The organism is Salinicoccus roseus (assembly GCF_003814515.1).
Classification (GTDB): domain Bacteria; phylum Bacillota; class Bacilli; order Staphylococcales; family Salinicoccaceae; genus Salinicoccus; species Salinicoccus roseus.
The window spans coordinates 27,762-47,064 of record NZ_RKQJ01000003.1 but is presented as its reverse complement, the minus strand read 5'-3'; the positions used below and the strand labels follow the sequence as shown (position 1 = coordinate 47,064).

The following is a 19,303-nucleotide window of genomic DNA, read 5'->3' as shown; positions in this document are numbered from 1 at the left end:
GAGGGATTGAATTTTGATATGAAAGATAATTTTTGGAAGGAACTGCCGCGCCCGTTCTTCGTGCTGGCGCCGATGGAGGAAGTGACGGATGTGGTCTTCCGTCACGTGGTGGCGGAAGCGGCACGTCCTGATGTGTTCTTCACGGAGTTCACGAATTCGGACAGCTACTGCCACCCTAAGGGCAGGCAGAGCGTCCAGGGCCGCCTGACTTTCACGGAAGATGAACAGCCGCTCGTGGCCCACATATGGGGGGATAAGCCGGAACATTTCCGCGAGATGAGCATCGGTATGGCTGAAGCGGGATTCAAGGGCATCGACCTCAATATGGGATGTCCTGTCCCGAACGTCGCCGGAGACGGCAAGGGGAGTGGACTCATCCAGCGTCCCGAAGTGGCGGCTGAGCTCATCGAGGCGGCGAAAGCGGGCGGTCTGCCGGTCAGTGTGAAGACGCGCCTCGGCTATACGGAGGTAGATGAATGGAAGACATGGCTCAAGCATGTGCTGGAGCAGGATGTTGCGAACCTGTCGATCCATCTGCGCACACGCAAGGAAATGAGCAAATACGATGCGCACTGGAAACTGATTCCTGAAATCAAGCAGCTGAGGGATGAAATCGCTCCGGAGACGCTGCTGACAATCAATGGAGATATACCGGATTATGAGACGGGCATCGCACTTGCCGAAAAGTATGGTATTGATGGTGTCATGATCGGCCGTGGCATCTTCAAGAATCCGTTCGCCTTTGAGAAGGAGCCGAAGACCCATACAAGCCGCGAACTTCTCGATCTTCTGAGACTGCACCTTGATCTGCATGATGACTATGCGCATCTCGGGCTCCGAAAATATACAGCGCTCCACCGCTTCTTCAAGATATATGTCAAAGGCTTCAGGGGGGCGAGTGCCCTCCGGAACGCACTGATGCAGACGAAGGAGACGGATGAGGCGCGTGCGCTGATCGACCAGTTCGAGCAGAACTTGTCGGAAGAAGAGATGGAGACGCAGCACTCTTGACGAAGCATGCTTCCCCGGGCCAGTGGCTTAGTGTCAAAAATACGATCAATATCGGAAGACTCAGGGCATCTGCCTTGAGTCTTCTTTTCGTACAACCTTAAGGAGTGACATCAGTTTGAATACATATAATATCGGTCTATATTTTTCTGGAATCTCATAAGATAATGAAAATATGGTAAAATGTAAATAAAATGAGAGTCGTGTTTCACTAGACTGAATAGAGAAGACAGGGTCACGTGCAGAATCCTCAGAAGAAAAGTAGCTGTCTGGCATAAACGCCACAGAATGAAACAGGGTGGGTACATGACAAACGGACAAAGTGAAAGTGGTCTGATCAGACCGTCGACTTTATCGAGGATCAAAGCGCTTTTCTTTGATTGGCTTTTCATATGTGGGTATCTTATTTTGCTGCTCATCCTCAATCTCATCACTTTTGCAGTTGTTCTGGATACATTCCCGGAATATACACACATGGAATCCCAACTTATTTCCACTTTCACCTCAGTGATTCCGATCATACTCATCTTTTCCTTCATGGAAGGAAAAGCACCCTTCGCCTCATGGGGGAAGTGGAGATCGGGCATCAAGGTACACTATGGGAGTTCGCCCATAACGGGCGCCATCATCAGGAATACAATCAAATTCCTGCCTTGGCAGCTTGGGCATATGAGTACGATTGATGGCATCTATCATGACTACACTACACCATCTTCAATGTTGTTTCTGGCATTGTCATTAGGACTCTTTCTTGTACTCATATTCATGGTCTTGGCGAGGGAGGACGGACGGCACCTGGGTGATCTACTGGCACGCAGCAGAGTGGCACATTACGGAAAAACTTTAGAATGAAGAAGAATATATATTGATAAGGATGATACTATGGCGATCAATTACTATCAATGTCCGGAATGTGAAGCACGGGAGACCCGGCGCATCTTAAGGGCGGATCCCCATTATGCGTCATATCAAAAATCGCGGAGGCCCGACTATCGCTGCAACAGCTGTGGAAACGAATGGACGAGAGAGGACTCCATCGATTATTCATACAGGCGCATTAAAGTGCTCGAAGCAACGGTAGGCAGCCATTTCAGCGGTGATACGAAAGTGACCATCAATTTTGAAAGGAATCTTGTGAAGTGGGAGCATGGGCTCTTGACACCGATGGAGATCCATTATGCAAGGTTCGAGTCGTCTGAGATGGAGAGGATTAGAGATGAGTTGAAAGCGGTGAATCTCCTGAATTGGAAGCGGAGCTATCATGAACCATATATACTGGACGTCACGCAGTGGGAGATCGTCGTCCACAAAAGCGGACGGAATCTCTATAAGAGCGGGAGCAACATGTTTCCCGAAGAATGGGAGGCATTCTGCAGACTCGTAAAGAAGGTCAGCAGCAAGGAATTCGGCTGACGGCCGGGACGGAGGGTTAGATGAGGATACGGAAGATTGCACCGGGCGAGGCGCCGCCCATGGCGCTGCTGCTTTTGGCGGACCCGTCTGAGGAGGCTGTGGCATCCTATCTCGATACAGCCGAATGCTTTATTGCTGAAGCTGATGATGCCGTAGTCGGCACTTATGTGACAGGGGAAATTTCAGAGGACAGGGCGGAAGTATTCAATATCGCAGTCGCAGAAGCGTGGCAGGGCCGGGGAATCGGAAGGATGCTGCTCCAGGATGCGATTGACCGCCATCGTACAAAAGGGTGCCGTGAGCTTCACATCGGTACCGGCAATTCAAGCATCGGACAATTGGCACTGTATCAGAAATGCGGCTTCAGGATTGATGGTGTCATAAAGGACTTCTTCACGGACAACTACGAAGGGAAGATCCATGAAAACGGCATATGGTGCCGGGACATGATCCGGCTGGTAAAAGTGCTGTGATATGGAAGCGGGGGGAATTTCGGTCAAGGAACATCATATCTGATTACCAAACAGGGGGAATGAGAAATGTCCAAAACGAAAATTTTGCTTGCTGGAATCGGAGGTCTGCCGGCTGTGATGCTGGGTGGTGTCTTCGCCGCCAGAAAAAGGTTCAACAGGATGGTGGATGAGGAAGTGGAAGCACTTTTTGAAAAGGTGGAAAAAGATGTCCGGAAAATATCGGAAGCAGACTTCGAAGGGCTGCCTGATGCGGTCGGGAGATGGCTTGGAAATTGCGGCATCATGGAGCGTGGGGATATAAAAGCGGTGCGGCTCAGGCAGAATACAGAGATGCGGCTGGCTGAAGACAAGCCATGGATGCCTGTCCAGGCGGAACAGTATTTCATTCCCCATCAGCCGGGGTTCATCTGGAAGGCGGATATCCGCATGGCACCCTTCATCCACATTTCGGGGAGGGACAAGTATGATGATGCCCGGGGGAATATGCTGATCAAGGTGCTTTCCATGTTTACAGTCGCCGACTCGAGCGGCCCCGAAATCGATCAGGGGACGATGCTGAGGTACTTGGCGGAAACAATATGGTTTCCGAGTGCTGCGCTGAATGACTATATAATATGGAAACATATCGATGAAAACAATGCGGAGGCAACCATGACATACGGGGACATTTCAGCAACAGGTGTGTTCACCTTCAACAGTGAGGGGGATCCCACGCACTTCGAGGCGGAACGGTATGGGGAATTCGATGGTGAGACGCGTCTTGAGACATGGGCGATCCCTTTGAAGTCGTACAGGGAGTTTGAAGGGGTGAGGGTTCCGACTGAAGGTGAAGTGACCTGGAAACTGGATGCCGGAGACTTCAACTGGTTCAATTTCGAAGTGACGGAAATCGAGTACGACAGCCCCCACCCCTATCAGTGAATTCAGGGAGCGCCTCTCTTTGACCCGCAAGACATAAATGTTATAGTATACTAATGAAATAGGATTAATAGAGAAGAGAGGTAGCATCCATATGGATAGGGTCGATAGTATTGTTGATGTGATAGGAAACACACCTGTAGTGAAATTGAATAGGCTGGTGCCCGAAGGGGCAGCGGATGTCTATGTGAAACTTGAAATGTTCAACCCCAGCAAAAGTGTGAAGGACCGGGCGGCATATAATATGCTGAGGCAGGCGGAAGAAGATGGGCTGATCGAGCCGGGCGGCACGATCATCGAGCCGACGAGCGGCAACACCGGAATCGGTCTGGCGATGAATGCGGCAGCCAAAGGCTATGAGGCGATATTCGTCCTGCCTGACAGCTCCACAAGTGAGCGCATCAATCTGCTGAAAGCATTCGGGGCAAAAGTGGTGCTGACGCCTGCAGATGAAAAGATGCCCGGATGCATCAGGAAAGCCAAGGAACTGCAGGCGGAAATCCCGAACAGCTTCATCCCCCAGCAGTTTGAAAACTATGCGAACCCGGATATCCACCGCACGACGACGGCGGTGGAGATTCTGGAGGATTTCGACTATGATCTTGATGCCTTTGTGGCGACAGCGGGCACGGGCGGCACGATTACAGGCACCGGCGAGGTGCTCAAAGAGCATCTCAAGGATCTCCATATTGCTGTTGTGGAACCGCAGGGCTCCCCTGTACTCTCAGGAGGAGAACCGGGCAAGCACAAGCTTGTAGGCACAAGCCCTGGGTTCGTCCCGAACATACTGAATACGGATGTATATGATGAGATCATCCAGATTGCCGACGAGGACGCGATCGACATGTTCCGCAGGCTGGCAACGGAAGAGGGCATCTTTGTAGGCCCTTCTGCCGGGGCTTCCGTCTTTGCAGCAATCAGCGTGGCGAAGAAGCTCGGTGCGGGCAAGCGCGTTGTTGCGATTGCACCGGATACGGGCGAACGCTACATGAGCATGGGCTTGATAGAATAATGGAGACAGAGGCGATGGATTGGATTCCATCGCCTTTTTTCTGTATATTTGCAGATAAATACAGTGATTGGATGGAGGATGCGATATGGATCAGATCATCAAGCTTGAGGATGTATCATGGAGAAGGGACGGCAAGGAAATACTGAAGGACATCAATTGGGAAGTGAAGCCCGGAGAACATTGGGCAATCCTTGGTCTGAACGGCTCCGGAAAGACATCGTTATTGAATATCGTCACGGGCTACAACTATCCAACTGCCGGACGGGTCAAAGTGCTGGGGACTGAATTCGGCAAGGCCAGTCTGCCTGAGATGCGCAAAAAGATCGGTTTCGTGAGCAATGCGCTCGGCAGATTTGCACAGACACTGAACCGGGAGACGGCAGAGAACATCGTTTTGAGCGGCAAGTTCGCCTCCTTCGGCATCTATCAGGATATTACGGAGGAAGAGGCACAGCGTGCAGCAAACATCTTGAAGGAACTCAGGCTGGAATACATAGCGAATCAGCGCTATTCGGTCCTCTCACAGGGGGAGCAGAGGAGGACGCTTCTGGGGCGTGCCCTCATGAGCAATCCTGAGCTGCTTATCCTGGATGAACCGTGTGCCGGACTGGATGTGCTGGCACGGGAGGATGTGCTGGATATGACGGAGCAGGTGGCCGAGGAGACACGGCCGCTGCTCTATGTCACCCATCATATAGAAGAGATCACGGATGCCATCTCCCATGTGCTGCTGATCCGGGACGGGCAGATCATCGCACAAGGGCCGAAGCAGGATGTCCTGACAGGCGAAAACCTGACCGAAACGTATAAGATTCCGATTAAGCTGCACTGGGAAGGCGGCCGTCCCTGGATGTCAGTGGAGCGGATGGCAAAGGAAAGCGGGGAGAGGACATGATTTCAGGACACCATCATATTTCGATGTTCACGAAGGACCTCAAGGAGAACAATCATTTCTATACTGAAGTCCTTGGTTTGAGGCGGGTAAAAGTATCCGTGAATCAGGGCGATGTGAAGATGTATCACGTCTTTTACGGAGATGCTGAAGGTAGTCCGGGCAATGACCTGACATTTTTCGAGATGCCGAATGTCGGCAGCACGCACCGGGGCACCAATATGATCTCCGGCATCGGTCTTCTGGTGCCTTCCCATGACAGTCTGGAATATTGGGGCAGACGACTGGCTTCCTATGATGTCGATCACGATGGCATCATCAGCTATGCCGGCAGGGAAGCTCTGAGCTTCCGGGATCCGGATGGGCTCATGCTCATTCTGCTCAATCATGAAAATAAGGATATCCCTGAGGGGTGGCACCCGTGGGAGGAAAATGATATAGAGGATGAGCACCACATCCTTGGCATGGGAACTGTTGAAATTACAGTGGGGGACAGGGGCAGCCTCACATCACTGCTCCATACCATGTTCGGCTACACCATCGCCCAGGAAGACGAGGAGGAAACGCTGCTTGAAGCGGTGGAAGGTGAAGCTTTCGGAGAAATCCTTATCCGGAGCGGAGCAGGCGACAGGGCGCGTGCAGGACGGGGAAGTGTCCATCATCTTGCGCTTGAATCAAAGTCACGGCCGCTTGCCGAATGGGACCGTATGCTGAAGGAAGCGGGCTATATGACGACCGGTGTCAAGGATCGGTATTATTTCGAGAGCCTGTACTTCAGGGAGGAGAACGGCATCATGTTCGAAATCGTCGGACCCGATGGGCGGGGATTCACTGTAGACCGTGATTTTGAGGAACTGGGTGAAGGATTGGATCTTCCGCCGTTTCTTGAAAACAGGCGTGATGAGATAGAAGATGGATTGCGGCCGATTGAAGAGTGGACGTAAAAAAGAGCGGAATATCTTCCGCTCTTTTTTTATGACTTGATTTTGGTTTCATAGATATGCTTGTCAGCCTCGCTGAAAACATTGAATATGACGACATCGAAATGATGGTCGTGCGACTTGAGCCAGCTGCCGACGGTTTCAAGGGCGATTTCTGCCGCCCGCTGTTTCGGGAAGCCGAATACGCCTGTTGAAATGGAAGGGAAGACGACTGTCCTGATATCCTCCATTTCGTCAGCAAGATCAAGAGCGGAACGGTAGCTTGAAGCGAGTGCCGCTTCGTGTGCCTCCGTCACGGTTTCGTCCGCGGTTAGGGCCGGTCCGACCGTATGGATCACATATCGGGCTGGCAGATGGTATCCGCGTGTGATTTTGGCATTGCCCGTCTCCTCATCCGATTTCTGGCGGTGGATGATTTCTGCACAATCATCCCGGAGCATTGGGCCGGCGCCTGAGTGGATGGCGTTGTCTATGCAGTCATGGAGAGGCTGCATGCATCCGAGGAGCTTCTCATTCGCCGCATTTACAATCGCATCTGCCTCGATGGATGTGATGTCACCTTGCCACAGGGCCATACGATCGGCCCTGGATACATCCGTTTCTGGATACTCCTGGCTGATGACCGGAAGTTCTTTTGCCGCAACGGTCTGCTTCTCTTCTTTCTCAATCTGAAGCAATGTGTCCAGCTTGAGCATCATTTCCCTGTTCAGCGGCTTCGGCTGCCGGATGTTGAGAAGCGCCCGGATAAGCCGCCTTTTCGCTTCATAGTCAGTGGGGATGTCGATGTCCTGGGTGCCCGCCTGCTCATTGCGCAGAATTACCAGCACGTCATCCACCAGAGCTTCCCTGTCCGTCGTTTCAGCAAGTTTCGGTTCGAATGGATCGTTCAATTTGATCGCATCCGCGTATTCCTGTAGTCCGATGTTGGCCATTACAATCACCTCTTTATTCCATTTTGTCATGAATATTCTCTGAATGCCATTTAGAGGTTTCAGCTGACCCATCCATTATTTTTTCCTGGGGAGTATAATGATCTTTTCCAATGGGTATAGTGTCTATGAACATTTTCCAGTGTTTTATTTGATGGCAATGGTACTCATGGATTGGAGTGATGGGATGGGGACTTTTTTGAAGCTGGTGGTGATCGGTGCAATCTCGGGGGTGATTTTGGCAGCGGTTATGAAGGTCATCTGCAGAATTACGGGCAGCAAAGCGGACATACTGCTCTATAACATGGACTATATTCCGATACTTAAGCGGTGGAGCGACAAAAAGATTACAGGCATACTGTTCCACTATGGCACATGCATAGCGAGTGCGGTCATACTATACTATCTGCTCATTCCATTCGGGTGGGAGATGGAGATATGGCCATATATCCTTGTTTTTACTGTGGGCGGAGGCATCCTCTACTTTCTCAGTGCATTGACGGAGACGCCGCCTGCGCCGTACGATTTCATGGCCTGGCTCTACTGGACGCTTGGCCACGGAATATTCGGGTTGTCTGTGGGCCTGCTGATCACTTTATGGATATAAAGGTTTTTCCATCTTGCGAAAACCGCATAATCTCTTTAAAATATTTGGAGCATTTGTGAATGCGCTCATGGATAATGTAGAATGGATATAAAGAGATAAGGATAGGAGATGCTGTTGTGTCCAATCAGGAATTCGAAACGCACAATGTAAAAATAGATAAGCTTGATAAGAAGGGATCTGGGATGGGGCATGTCTGGCGCGATGCCGGCGGCAGCAATCCTCGGAAACTGAAGCTGAACGTCCCCCAGACGCTCATCGGGGAAGAGGCGAAGGTCACTGTACCGAACCCCGACAGGAAGCTTGCCCGTGTACTGCCAGATGAAATCATTACACAGCATCCGGAACGTGTCGCACCGCCATGCCCGCATTTCGAGAAGTGCGGCGGATGTGTGTGGCAGCACTGGACGTATAAAGGGCAGCTGGCCTATAAGACAGAGGAAGTGAAATCATTCCTTGAGGATCAGGGGTTCGACTCCGCTGTCGTGGCGGATGCGCTTGGCATGGAAACACCGTGGGAGTACCGCAACAAGATGGAGTTCACCTTTGGCAAGGATTGTGCCCTTGGCCTGCATGAACTTGGGAATTTCCGCAACGTCATCGATCTGGATACGTGTCTGATTGCTGGAGACGAGATGGTGGAGGCGATGCTTGAAGTTTCCGAATGGGCCCGCGACCATGGACTCAGCGGATATGACAAGGATAAGCATGAGGGACTGCTCAGAAACCTCATGACAAGACAGTCACAGAAGACCGGTGAACTGATGCTTGCCATTTTTTCCACCGGCACTCCGGAGGAGAACCAGTCGGCTGTGGATGACCTCGTCAGTCGGCTGACATCAAAGTTCGAAAACATCAAGAGCCTGATGTGGATGGAGAACAGGGACTGGGCGGATATGGCTCAGTCGGAGAAGACGCACGTACTCCATGGCCGTGACTATATCAATGATGAAATGTACGGCTACAAATACAGGATCTGGTTTGATACTTTCTTCCAGACGAACCCGCTCCAGGCGGAGAAGCTGGTGGATCTGGCGATTGAGATGGCCGAAGTCACATCCGAGGAACGGATGATCGACCTGTTCTGCGGTGTCGGTACATTTTCACTGCCTTTTGCCAAAAGGGTCGAGGCGCTGGCAGGCATTGAAATCGTTGAAACTTCAATCGAGTCCGCGAAGAGGAACGCCGAGGACAATGGGCTCGACAACACATATTTCCTCGCGAAGGACGCAAGGCGCGGCATGGATGAGGTACTCGATACATGGGGCAGGCCGGACCTGCTCATGCTCGATCCGCCGCGTTCCGGAGCAGGAGGCAAGGTCATGCGCCGAATCGGCCGTCTCGGGACCAATCGGGTCGTCTATGTGTCCTGCAACCCGGAATCATTTGCCCACGACATCACATGGTTGAGGGAATATGGGTACACACTCGAACGCGTGCAGCCTGTGGATCTGTTTCCACATACGGTGCATGTGGAGCTTGTCGCCCTGTTAAGAAAAACGGATTCAACAGTATAGACATATGCATGGGTGGGGTGGATAGATTATGGAGGAGGCAGTTATGAAGCAATATCAATTCAAGCTTTCCGTAGATTCAAACAGAAAATCGGTAGCGATAGAAAATGATCATGATGATCCAGTCGGTTATGTTGAAAAGGCAGTCTTAAGGAATTGTGAAAAGCGGAACACCTATTCTTACACATCCACCCAGGGTGATTCCCTCATACTGGGATTGAAGAAGCGCAAATTCAGGGATATGAACATTTCAAAATACATCATCGTGGCGGATGATCTTGAGCTTGTATTCAAGGAAAGACCCGGAACGAGCCTGCTCCACTTCCGTGTCGATGGCCGGATAGACCACCAGTTCATGAGCATCGAGGAAAACTGGAGCGGAGATATGGAAGTCTACTTCCATGGTGATCATATTGCAACGGTGAAGGAGGATGTGGCGAGCACAGAGACCCTCATTCTGGCGGACAGCCAATTGGATGACCATTCCCTGAAATTCGGCATACTCGTCCTCATGTACTTCATGTTCAAACTCTACAAAAGGGAATCCTGGGATGTTGCCAACCTTTTGGCATAGGAGGCGCCATGAACAGCCTTGAAAAATATCAGCCGCTGATTCTGCTCATTGCCATACTCATGGGGGTGATGATCGGCGGCATCGACATCATCCAGCAGCATGCAGGTAACTTCATCGTCCCGTTCCTCATGCTCATGCTTTATGGATTGTTTTTGCTGATGCCATTGAAACGTGTATTCACTTCATTCAAAAAGGTGAAGTTCGTGCTCGTTTCACTCGTCATCAATTTTTTATGGACGCCCTTCCTAGCCTATGCAATCGGAATGGTCTTCCTTTCAGAACATCCATTGATATGGATCGGGTTCGTCATGTTGACAGTGACCCCGTGCACCGACTGGTACCTTGTATTCACCGGCCTGGCGAAAGGGGATACGGTGCTGTCGGCGTCCCTGCTGCCAATCAACCTGATTCTCCAGTTGATACTGCTGCCTGCCTATCTCTATCTGTTCTTTGGATTTGAACAGGGCATCGGGCTGTCATTCCCTAGCATCATACAGAGTGTGCTGCTTGTGGTCGGGATCCCTTTTCTACTTGCACTGCTGACGAAGCGCTTCCTGCCTTCAGAGGGCAGAGTGGAAGGCTTCTTCGACACCTTCAATGTCATCTTTCTCGCACTTGCCGTGACTGCAATGTTCGCTTCCGAACGCGATACACTGCTTGAGAACCTTGATGTCGTCATTCTTCTGCTGCCGTCGTTGGTGCTGTTCTTCGTGATCACCTTCATAGTGGGGAAGGGTGCGGGCAGACTGTTCCGGTTCGGCAGGAAGGAATCCGTCAGTCTGATCATGATGATACTGGCACGCAATTCCCCCCTTGCACTCGCCATTGCAGTCACAGCATTCCCGAATCAGCCGCTGATCGCCTTGTCCCTCGTCATCGGTCCCATCATAGAACTGCCGGTACTGGGCCTTGCTTCGAGGGTCCTGTTTCCATATAAATAAAAAAACATCCAGTCAATAGACTGGATGTTTGCGTTGTGGTGCTGGATGGTCTGTACTGGGATCGAACCAGTGACCCCTTCGATGTCAACGAAGTGCTCTCCCGCTGAGCTAACAGACCTTACTTTTATTTATCCGTCGGGACCCCGAAACAATAATTTCAACACCTGATGGACAAGTGCCTGTCTGATGGATCACGATTTAAAAACTACATATTCAAATTTACAATGTTAACCCGGAATTGTCAATAACGAAATGACGATTCCGGGTATTATTTTTTCCCTCTCATGGTCTCGGCTTTTGCCATTTCTATGAAAGCCGTCATCCTGTCTATGGCTCCCTTGAAATCCTCCTTGAATTCATGTTCCCACATCCGCATAATATGCCAACCTTTTTCATGATAATAGGCATTCACTTCCCGGTCGCGCTCCATGTTCCTCCCGAGCTTCCTGTTCCAGAATTCCTGATTGCTTTTCGGCCAGTTGCCATGGTCGGACACATATGCCAGAAACAGGAGTCGATGAAGATGACCACCCTGTATTTCTGGATTGCGATATCCGGAGACCCCATCAATGTGCGCACATTCTTCCTGAACCGGTAGCCTTCAGCCCACAAAGCTTTCGTAATCCTGTTCTCGAGTTTCGATTGGGACCTGATCCGGCTCATCGTCCGTTTCCTCTTTTCTGCAGACATCATATCCGCCACTGTCGCCACCTCCCTTCTTTCCCACCACCTACCCAGCTTGGGCGTAAAATATTCGGCATGAAAAGTAGTGGAAAATAAAGTATTTTAAATTTGAAAAATGTTTTGACAAATATACTAATCCATAGTAGTGTAGTATACATTATCGATAATATAGTTCTATCACTTATCCAGAGCGGCGGAGGGACAGGCCCTATGACGCCCGGCAACCATCAGGCAATCGAGTCTGATAAGGTGCTAATTCCTGCAGGAGATTTTCCTGAAAGATAAGAGGAGGCGGAGACTCTCTTCTTATATAGGAAGAGAGTTTTTTTATTATTACAATCAGGAGGAGATTATATTGACGAAGAAGAAAAATGCAACTTATGACCTGGAGACGCTGTCGCTCCATGGCGGACAGGCGCCGGATCCGACAACAGGCGCAAGGGCGGTGCCGATCTACCAGACGACATCATATGTCTTTCACGACACGGATCACGCAGAGAGCCTGTTTTCTCTGGATGAACCGGGAAATATCTACTCACGCATCGGAAATCCTACAGTGGAAGTGTTCGAAAAGCGGATGGCACTCCTTGAGGACGGAGTGGCGGCAGTGGCGACATCTTCCGGGATGTCGGCCATCACACTGTCGATACTGAACCTGGCAAGTGCAGGGGATGAAATCGTGGCAGGTTCGAACCTCTACGGCGGTACATATAATCTTTTTGCGGTCACTCTGCCCAGATACGGCATCAACGTCAAATTCGTTGATCCTGACGACCCGGAGAATTTCAGGGCAGCAATCACAGGGCGGACGAAGGCTGTATTCGCCGAAACGATCGGCAATCCCGGACTTCAGGTCCTTGACGTCGCCGCAGTTGCCGAAGTAGCGCATGAAGCCGGCGTGCCATTGATCGTCGACAATACGTTCGCCACACCACATGTCTTCAAGCCGATTGAATGGGGGGCGGACATCGTCGTCCACTCGGCAACAAAATGGATCGGCGGCCACGGCACTTCAATAGGCGGTGTGGTCATCGATGGTGGACGGTTCAACTGGAATACCGAAAAATTCCCTGAATTCACCGAACCCGACAGAAGCTATAACGGCATCCGCTATGCTGTGGATTTCGGAACCCTTGCCTTCATCACGAAAATCCGCGTGCAGCTGTTGCGGGACTTCGGGGCGAGCCTCAGCCCACAGAATGCCTTCCAGCTGATTCAGGGGCTGGAGACTCTGCATATACGTGTTGAAAGACACAATGAAAATGCGCAGGAGGTTGCCCGCTTCCTGGAGGCGCATCCGGCGGTCGAGTGGGTGACATATCCTGGTCTGGAGCACCATCCGTCGCATGATGTTGCGAAGAGGCAGTTCGAGAATGGATATGGCTCAATCATCACTTTCGGCATCAGGGGCGGAAAACCGGCAGGGAAGAAACTGATCGACAATGTCTCGCTATGGTCCCATGTTGCAAATGTCGGCGATGCGAAGTCGCTGATCATCCATCCGGCATCCACGACCCACCAGCAGCTGACGAAGGAACAGCTTGAGGAGACCGGTGTGCTGGAAGAGCTCATCCGTCTGTCGGTGGGCATTGAATCCGTAAGGGATATCACAAAAGATCTGGGACAGGCGCTGAAGAAGGCCACCGGAATCAGCGATGGGTCAACAGATGCGGCAGTCATCAATGACGAAGGTGTCATAAGATGGGCACTGGACTCTCCGACGGAGAAGGTCATCGGGGAGGACGGGGCGGAAACGGTACGGCAGAAAACGCTGGCAGTGGTCGGATTAAGCGGCAAGGAAGCCAGACCGAGCTACCGTCTTGCACGGAAGATGCAGCGCCTCGGCTATCGGATCATTCCAGTCAATCCGAGGGAGACGGAAATACTCGGTGAAAAGGCCTATCCGGATCTCTCAAGCGTTCCCGATGCCATCGATGTCGTCCAAGTATTCAGAAGTCCTGAAGCGGCAATTGAAATAGCGAAGGAAGCACTCGAAGTGAACCCGAGGGTCTTTTGGCTCCAGGAAGGCGTCGTTTCTCCGGAAGCTGCGGAAATCGCAAGGGACGGGGGCATACAGGTGGTGCATAACCGTTGCACATACAAAGAGGCACAGCGTCTGCGGGGCACGATTTCCACATACGCATGTGAAATATAGAATGGAGGTCATAAAAATGAAATCATCAATATTCAATCAGAGGGTGTGGGCACTCATCGTGCTCGCCCTGGTGGCCGTGGTTGCCGGCTGTGGTTCAGGAGAGGCTGAGTCTTCAGGCGCGCCAGAGAAGATCAGACTGGACTATGCATATTATTCCCCTACAAGCCTCGTGCTGAAAGAGTTTGGATGGGCAGAAGAGGAATTCGAAGAGGAAGGAATAGAAGTGGAATGGACATTGAGCCATGGAAGCAACAAGGCGCTTGAATTCCTGAATAGCGACAGTGTCGATTTCGGCTCGACTGCCGGCGCCGCTGCGCTGATGTCGAAGGCCAACGGCGCACCGATAAAGAATGTATATATCGCCTCCAAACCGGAATGGACAGCTCTTGTGAAAACGGAGGATTCCGGCATTGAGGACATAGGAGACCTGAAGGGCAAAAAGGTGGCTGCGACACTTGGCACCGATCCATACATCTTCCTGCTCAGGGCCCTGAATGAAGAAGGCATCTCCCAGGATGATGTCGAGATTGTAAATGTTCAGCACAGCGACGGCGCCACTTCACTGACAAACGGGGGTGTGGATGCATGGGCAGGACTCGACCCGCATATGGCCCGCCTGGAAGTGGAATCGGGGGCAAAGCTGTTCTACCGCAACCCGGATTTCAATACATACGGCTTCCTGAATGTAAGGGAAGACTTCGCGGCGGATCATCCGGAATATGTGAATCGTGTCATCGGAGTGTATGAAAAAGCCAGGGAATGGATTCAGGAAAATCCCGACGAGGCTGTGGAAATAATGGTGAAGGAAGCGCAGATCGAGCCTGAAGTGGCGAGACTGCAGCTTGAACGCAATGATTTTTCAAACCCGGTTCCGGGACCGGTCCATCAGGAAGCGTTGGTCGAATCGGGCAATATCCTGCAGGAAGTGGACGTAATCGATCCTGATGCGGATATAGAGGCTCTGGTCTCAGACCTCATTGAGCCGAGTTTTGCCGAAGAGACGATAGAAAGTGCGGAATAGATGACTAAAGGAGTGGAGATGATGGAAAAAAGCGCTGGCCGATTCCTTGGGAGGCAAGTTGCAGATGAAAGCAGTACGGGAGGGAAGCGGGAGCAGAGGGATACTAAAAGGCTGCAGGCCATATTGCTTGGCAGTCTGCTGCCCGTTCTCCTTGTTGCAGTGTGGGAAGTATTGAGCCGCACTGGCGTCTTCCCCGCCTACCAGCTGCCGGCCCCGTCCACGATCCTTTCGACGATAAGGGAAATGGCCCAGGACGGGAGCCTGTACAGCCATGTCGGGATTACGACTTTCAGGGTGTTTGCGGGATTTATCATCGGGACGCTATTGGCGATTGTATTGGGGTCGATTGTAGGATTCTATGAAAAGGCGGAACAGATCTTCGATCCGATGATCCAGGCTTTCCGTTCCATCCCCTCATTGGCGTGGGTGCCCCTGTTCATACTCTGGATGGGGATTGGTGAGCCGTCCAAGGTGACCATGATCGCTGTGGGCGTGTTCTTTCCCGTCTATCTGAATGTAGTCAGCGGGATTGCCGGAGTCGACCGTAAATTGATCGAAGTCGGGAAGATGTATGGACTGAACACCTTCCAGCTGATCAGAAGGGTCATCCTTCCGGCGTCCATGCCCTCTTTTCTGACCGGGCTCAGAAGTGGACTTGGACTGGGATGGATGTTCGTTGTCGCGGCTGAACTCATGGGGGCGAGCACCGGTCTCGGATACCTCCTCGTACTTGGACAGAATACACTTTCACCAGAAATCATCATTGCCAGCATCATCCTGTTCGCAATCATAGGAAAGCTGACGGATTGGATATTGAAGATTGTGGAGCAGCGTGCCCTGCATTGGCAGGATGGCATGGTCAAATCATAGGAGGGATCGCATGAACTTGAACTTACAGGATGTCGGGCGGACTTTTGACGGCAGGGAAGTGGTCAGAAACGTATCTTTCACTGCGGAACCGGGTGAAATTATCGGGCTCCTTGGTACGAGCGGCTGCGGAAAAAGCACGATTCTGCGGGCGATTTCCGGCCTGGATGATGCGTATGACGGACGGATAGAAATCAATGGGGATGTCTCGAGGAAGGTGGAGGATACAACCGGCTTCATCTTCCAGGAGCCGCGTCTCATGCCCTGGCTGACCGTCCTTGAGAACGTCACTTTTGGCCTGAAGGGAAGCAGGGACCAGAGAGAGGCGGCAGGAAAGAGATATCTGGAAAGTGTCGGCCTCGGTGGGAGCGAAGCATTGTATCCAAGAGCCCTTTCTGGCGGGATGGCCCAGCGTGTCGCCATTGCACGGGCACTCGTCACCTCCCCTGAGATACTGCTCCTGGATGAACCTTTCAGTGCATTGGATGCATTCACCAAGATGCAGCTCCAGGATCTCCTGATGGAAATATGGAGGGAGTATCGGACGACAATCATTCTGGTGACACACGATATTGACGAAGCGACCTATCTCTGTGACCGGATCATCACTCTGCGGGGACAGCCGGGAGAGATGGACAGGGTGATTCCGATTGAACAGGAAAGACCGAGAGAGCGGGGAAGCAGACAGCTGGCCGAGTATAAGAAGGAAATACTGGGCAGCCTGGATCTGAACCAGTCGACACAGTATGAACAGCGGATAAATTCATGAGGAAGGAAGTGCATACCATGTCACAGAGAATTTCAGAAGTCATCAATCCAATAGAGGACACATACAATCTGTCCAACTATGAGGAAATACGCCACGCGTACGATTGGCATCAGGCGGGAGAGGATTTGCGCTTCAGGGAGACAGGAAAGGTCAACATCGCCTATGAGACAATCGACCGTCATGTAGAGGACGGATATGGGGACAAGGTTGCCCTCCACTATGTGGATGGGGAGACAAGGACGTCCATGACCTTCAGGGAAGTCAAGGAGAAGACGGACCACTATTCCCGTATTCTGAGAAGCAATGGGGTCAAAAAGGGCGAGCGCGTCTTCATCTTCCTCCCCAAAACCCCGGAATGCTACATATCGATATTGGCGGCCATAAAGATAGGCGCGATTGCAGGACCGCTTTTCGAAGCTTTCATGGAAGACGCGGTAAGGGACAGGATCAACGACTGCAGGGGGACGCTGCTGATTACGAACAGGGAGATGGTTTCCCGTGTGCCGCAAAATGACATCCCTTCGCTGGAAACCATATTGTATGCCGAGGATATCGAAGCGGCACCGGTGGAGAACGGCGGAGAACAGGTGGAATGGGTGGATCTGGAGGATGGCATGCTGATCCACTATACAAGCGGCTCCACTGGAAAGCCAAAGGGCGTGCTGCATGCGCACCGTGTCATGACCCATCAGTATGAATCAGGGAAGTGGGTGCTTGATATCAGGGACGATGATGTATACTGGTGCACTTCGCACCCGGGCTGGGTGACAGGGAGCGTATACGGCCTGTTCGCCCCATGGCTGAACCGGGCGACGATCGTCATCCAGGGTGGGCGTTTCAAAGCGGAAAACTGGTATCAGCTGATAGCGGACCTGAAAGTGACGGTATGGTACAGTGCGCCGACGGCTTTCAGAATGCTCCTCTCCCAGGGGGATGTCCTGAAAGACTACGACCTGTCCTCGTTGAGGCACATTCTGAGCGTTGGTGAACCGTTGAATCCCGAAGTCATATACTGGGCGTGGGAACGTCTCGGTGTCAGAATACATGACACGTGGTGGATGACGGAAACGGGTGCGCACCTGATCGTGAATCTTCCGGGTGAAAAAATAAAGCCCGGCTCCATGGGACGGCCGTTTCCCGGCATAGAAGTCGGCATCCTCGATGAAGCGGGGAACGAGCTGCCACGGGGGTCTGTCGGACAGCTTGCAGTCAAAACACCATGGCCGGGACTGATGAAGGAGATATGGGGGAACAGGGACAAGTTCGATTCCTATTTCAAATATGAAGGATGGTATGTATCAGGGGACCTGGCATACCAGGACGATGAGGACTATGTCTTCTTCCAGAGCCGCGACGACGATATGATCAACTCTGCCGGTGAGCGTATCGGGCCATTCGAGGTGGAGAGCAAGCTGATCGAGCATCCAGCTGTACAGGAAGCGGGAGTGGTCGGGAAGCCGGATCCTGTAAGAGGAGAGCTCGTCAAGGCATTCATCGTCCTCAGGGAAGGGTACGAGCAGTCCGACAGCCTTCTTGAAGATATCCGTATATTTGTAAGGAACAATCTGGCCGCGCACTCGGCACCGAGGGAGATCGAAGTGATGGAGGAACTGCCGAAGACCACGATCAGCGGCAAAATTTTGAGGCGTGAACTGAAAAGGATGGAAATCGAAAAACAGAAAGAGGCGGAGCTGAAAAAAGTGTAGGATTATCCCATGATTTGAAGTCACACATAAGAATACTCCCTTCAAAATGTACATTTTGAAGGGAGTATTCTTATGTGTACTTGTATATTTTGGAGTTTTTCAGCAGAGTTGTCCATAAACGTATCGTATGATCACACGGTCAGTTCGTTTTCAGATTTGATATTGATTATTTCGTTCAGAAGCTTCTGCAGGACAGCAGTAAACACTCCAATAACCAGTGACGCGAATATCGGGACCATGACCATGATGATGAGTTCCGGTGTGTCACTCACTTCCGCCGTTATATAGACAAACGGTGCTATCAGTATATACACCATACTGAAAAGAAACGCTGAAATCTTGATCTTTTGGAGGGTGCTGACGGATTGTCCGGAAAATGCGGCATCCCGGTCGATGTAGTTCAACAGTCTGAATGACTGGTATAGTGCGAAGAGATAGGGAATGACCGACAGGAGGGCGCCGATGAATATAGGGTATAGCATCAGGACATAATCCGGATTGACCGGATTTCTCAACAGGGAGTATATTCCGAACGCAGCCCCCGCCAGTACGGGCAGAGCCATGAGTATCAGCGCTGCTTTTAAAAACAGGGATAATCCTCGCTTCATTTCATTCACCTCACAATTTGTTGGCTCTTCATCATTCAACGGATCGCTGATTCTATTCTTCTGCGCTTTCATCGGCTTCATACTCAAGTATATCCCCGGGCTGGCATTCGAGCGCCCTGCACAATGCCTCTAGTGTAGAGAAGCGGATTGCCTTAGCTTTGCCGTTTTTCAGTATTGAGAGATTTGCCATGGTGATGCCCACCTGGTTGGACAGTTCCGTTACACTCATTTTTCTTTTGGCGAGCATTACGTCGATATTTATTCTGATTGCCAT

21 protein-coding genes, 1 tRNA gene and 1 riboswitch are annotated in these 19,303 nt (G+C 51.4%); of the genes, 17 read left to right on the top strand and 5 right to left on the bottom strand.

Annotated features, from left to right (window positions below; translation table 11 throughout):
• Positions 1–18 precede the first annotated feature (18 nt).
• From EDC33_RS09450 to EDC33_RS09415, 8 genes are all read left to right on the top strand, one after another.
• Positions 19–1,011, top strand: coding sequence for a tRNA dihydrouridine synthase (locus tag EDC33_RS09450; RefSeq protein WP_124010978.1), 993 nt, complete (start codon positions 19–21; stop codon positions 1,009–1,011).
• A gap of 303 nt (positions 1,012–1,314) precedes the next feature.
• On the top strand, positions 1,315–1,860 hold the full coding sequence (locus tag EDC33_RS09445) for an RDD family protein (protein WP_211328332.1): 546 nt from the start codon (positions 1,315–1,317) through the stop codon (positions 1,858–1,860).
• A gap of 30 nt (positions 1,861–1,890) precedes the next feature.
• Positions 1,891–2,421: a hypothetical protein gene (locus tag EDC33_RS09440; protein WP_124010977.1), complete on the top strand. Its 531-nt coding sequence runs from the start codon at positions 1,891–1,893 to the stop codon at positions 2,419–2,421.
• Between the two features lie 20 nt (positions 2,422–2,441).
• Positions 2,442–2,894 (top strand): GNAT family N-acetyltransferase, encoded by a 453-nt coding sequence (locus tag EDC33_RS09435; protein WP_124010976.1) that lies wholly within the window; start codon positions 2,442–2,444, stop codon positions 2,892–2,894.
• A 66-nt stretch (positions 2,895–2,960) separates the two neighbouring features.
• A complete protein-coding gene (locus tag EDC33_RS09430) occupies positions 2,961–3,815 on the top strand; it encodes a DUF6544 family protein (protein WP_124010975.1) in 855 nt (284 codons plus the stop codon).
• 91 nt (positions 3,816–3,906) lie between these two features.
• Positions 3,907–4,824 carry a cysteine synthase A gene (cysK, locus tag EDC33_RS09425; RefSeq protein WP_124010974.1) on the top strand — a complete coding sequence of 306 codons (918 nt, stop codon included), beginning with the start codon at positions 3,907–3,909 and terminating at the stop codon, positions 4,822–4,824.
• Between the two features lie 85 nt (positions 4,825–4,909).
• Positions 4,910–5,719: an ABC transporter ATP-binding protein gene (locus EDC33_RS09420; RefSeq protein WP_124010973.1), complete on the top strand. Its 810-nt coding sequence runs from the start codon at positions 4,910–4,912 to the stop codon at positions 5,717–5,719.
• A complete protein-coding gene (locus tag EDC33_RS09415) occupies positions 5,716–6,660 on the top strand; it encodes a VOC family protein (RefSeq protein ID WP_124010972.1) in 945 nt (314 codons plus the stop codon). The genes EDC33_RS09420 and EDC33_RS09415 overlap by 4 nt, the downstream gene beginning before the upstream one ends.
• Before the next feature lie 29 nt (positions 6,661–6,689).
• Here EDC33_RS09415 and EDC33_RS09410 read toward each other — a convergent pair whose 3' ends face one another.
• Entirely contained in the window at positions 6,690–7,619 is a 930-nt protein-coding gene (locus tag EDC33_RS09410) for a protein-ADP-ribose hydrolase (protein WP_170156392.1), read from the bottom strand.
• Positions 7,620–7,740: 121 nt separating this feature from the next.
• Here EDC33_RS09410 and EDC33_RS09405 point away from each other — a divergent pair, with 121 nt between their 5' ends.
• The 4 genes from EDC33_RS09405 (at position 7,741) to EDC33_RS09390 (ending at position 11,219) form a co-directional block, all read left to right on the top strand.
• Entirely contained in the window at positions 7,741–8,193 is a 453-nt protein-coding gene (locus tag EDC33_RS09405) for a hypothetical protein (protein WP_229716742.1), read from the top strand.
• Between the two features lie 116 nt (positions 8,194–8,309).
• Positions 8,310–9,707: a 23S rRNA (uracil(1939)-C(5))-methyltransferase RlmD gene (gene rlmD, locus EDC33_RS09400; protein ID WP_188358209.1), complete on the top strand. Its 1,398-nt coding sequence runs from the start codon at positions 8,310–8,312 to the stop codon at positions 9,705–9,707.
• Between the two features lie 43 nt (positions 9,708–9,750).
• Complete coding sequence (locus EDC33_RS09395; RefSeq protein WP_124010970.1) at positions 9,751–10,278, top strand: hypothetical protein; 528 nt, start codon at positions 9,751–9,753, stop codon at positions 10,276–10,278.
• An 8-nt stretch (positions 10,279–10,286) separates the two neighbouring features.
• Complete coding sequence (locus EDC33_RS09390) at positions 10,287–11,219, top strand: arsenic resistance protein (protein WP_124010969.1); 933 nt, start codon at positions 10,287–10,289, stop codon at positions 11,217–11,219.
• 46 nt (positions 11,220–11,265) lie between these two features.
• Here EDC33_RS09390 and EDC33_RS09385 read toward each other — a convergent pair.
• Positions 11,266–11,337 (bottom strand) — tRNA-Val (locus EDC33_RS09385).
• A gap of 290 nt (positions 11,338–11,627) precedes the next feature.
• A complete protein-coding gene (locus tag EDC33_RS09380) occupies positions 11,628–11,912 on the bottom strand; it encodes a hypothetical protein (protein WP_308809867.1) in 285 nt (94 codons plus the stop codon).
• Between the two features lie 169 nt (positions 11,913–12,081).
• Positions 12,082–12,191: riboswitch (SAM riboswitch) on the top strand.
• Positions 12,192–12,255: 64 nt separating this feature from the next.
• Between EDC33_RS09380 and EDC33_RS09375 the strand changes: the two genes are divergently transcribed.
• The 5 genes from EDC33_RS09375 to acsA are packed head-to-tail and all read left to right on the top strand — an operon-like array spanning position 12,256 to position 18,421.
• Positions 12,256–14,058 (top strand): PLP-dependent aspartate aminotransferase family protein, encoded by a 1,803-nt coding sequence (locus tag EDC33_RS09375; RefSeq protein WP_371128707.1) that lies wholly within the window; start codon positions 12,256–12,258, stop codon positions 14,056–14,058.
• Between the two features lie 16 nt (positions 14,059–14,074).
• Entirely contained in the window at positions 14,075–15,079 is a 1,005-nt protein-coding gene (locus tag EDC33_RS09370) for an aliphatic sulfonate ABC transporter substrate-binding protein (protein ID WP_124010968.1), read from the top strand.
• 21 nt (positions 15,080–15,100) lie between these two features.
• Positions 15,101–15,949 carry an ABC transporter permease gene (locus EDC33_RS09365; RefSeq protein ID WP_124010967.1) on the top strand — a complete coding sequence of 283 codons (849 nt, stop codon included), beginning with the start codon at positions 15,101–15,103 and terminating at the stop codon, positions 15,947–15,949.
• A 10-nt stretch (positions 15,950–15,959) separates the two neighbouring features.
• Positions 15,960–16,715 (top strand): ABC transporter ATP-binding protein, encoded by a 756-nt coding sequence (locus tag EDC33_RS09360; RefSeq protein WP_124010966.1) that lies wholly within the window; start codon positions 15,960–15,962, stop codon positions 16,713–16,715.
• A gap of 17 nt (positions 16,716–16,732) precedes the next feature.
• Positions 16,733–18,421: an acetate--CoA ligase gene (gene acsA, locus EDC33_RS09355; protein ID WP_124010965.1), complete on the top strand. Its 1,689-nt coding sequence runs from the start codon at positions 16,733–16,735 to the stop codon at positions 18,419–18,421.
• Positions 18,422–18,552: 131 nt separating this feature from the next.
• On the opposite strand, the gene EDC33_RS09350 is transcribed toward acsA, so the two are convergent.
• Together EDC33_RS09350 and EDC33_RS09345 are read right to left on the bottom strand one after the other, a co-directional pair.
• Positions 18,553–19,110 (bottom strand): DUF2975 domain-containing protein, encoded by a 558-nt coding sequence (locus EDC33_RS09350; RefSeq protein ID WP_346255837.1) that lies wholly within the window; start codon positions 19,108–19,110, stop codon positions 18,553–18,555.
• Positions 19,082–19,303 carry a helix-turn-helix domain-containing protein gene (locus tag EDC33_RS09345; RefSeq protein WP_124010964.1) on the bottom strand — a complete coding sequence of 74 codons (222 nt, stop codon included), beginning with the start codon at positions 19,301–19,303 and terminating at the stop codon, positions 19,082–19,084. Before EDC33_RS09345 ends, EDC33_RS09350 begins: the two co-directional genes overlap by 29 nt.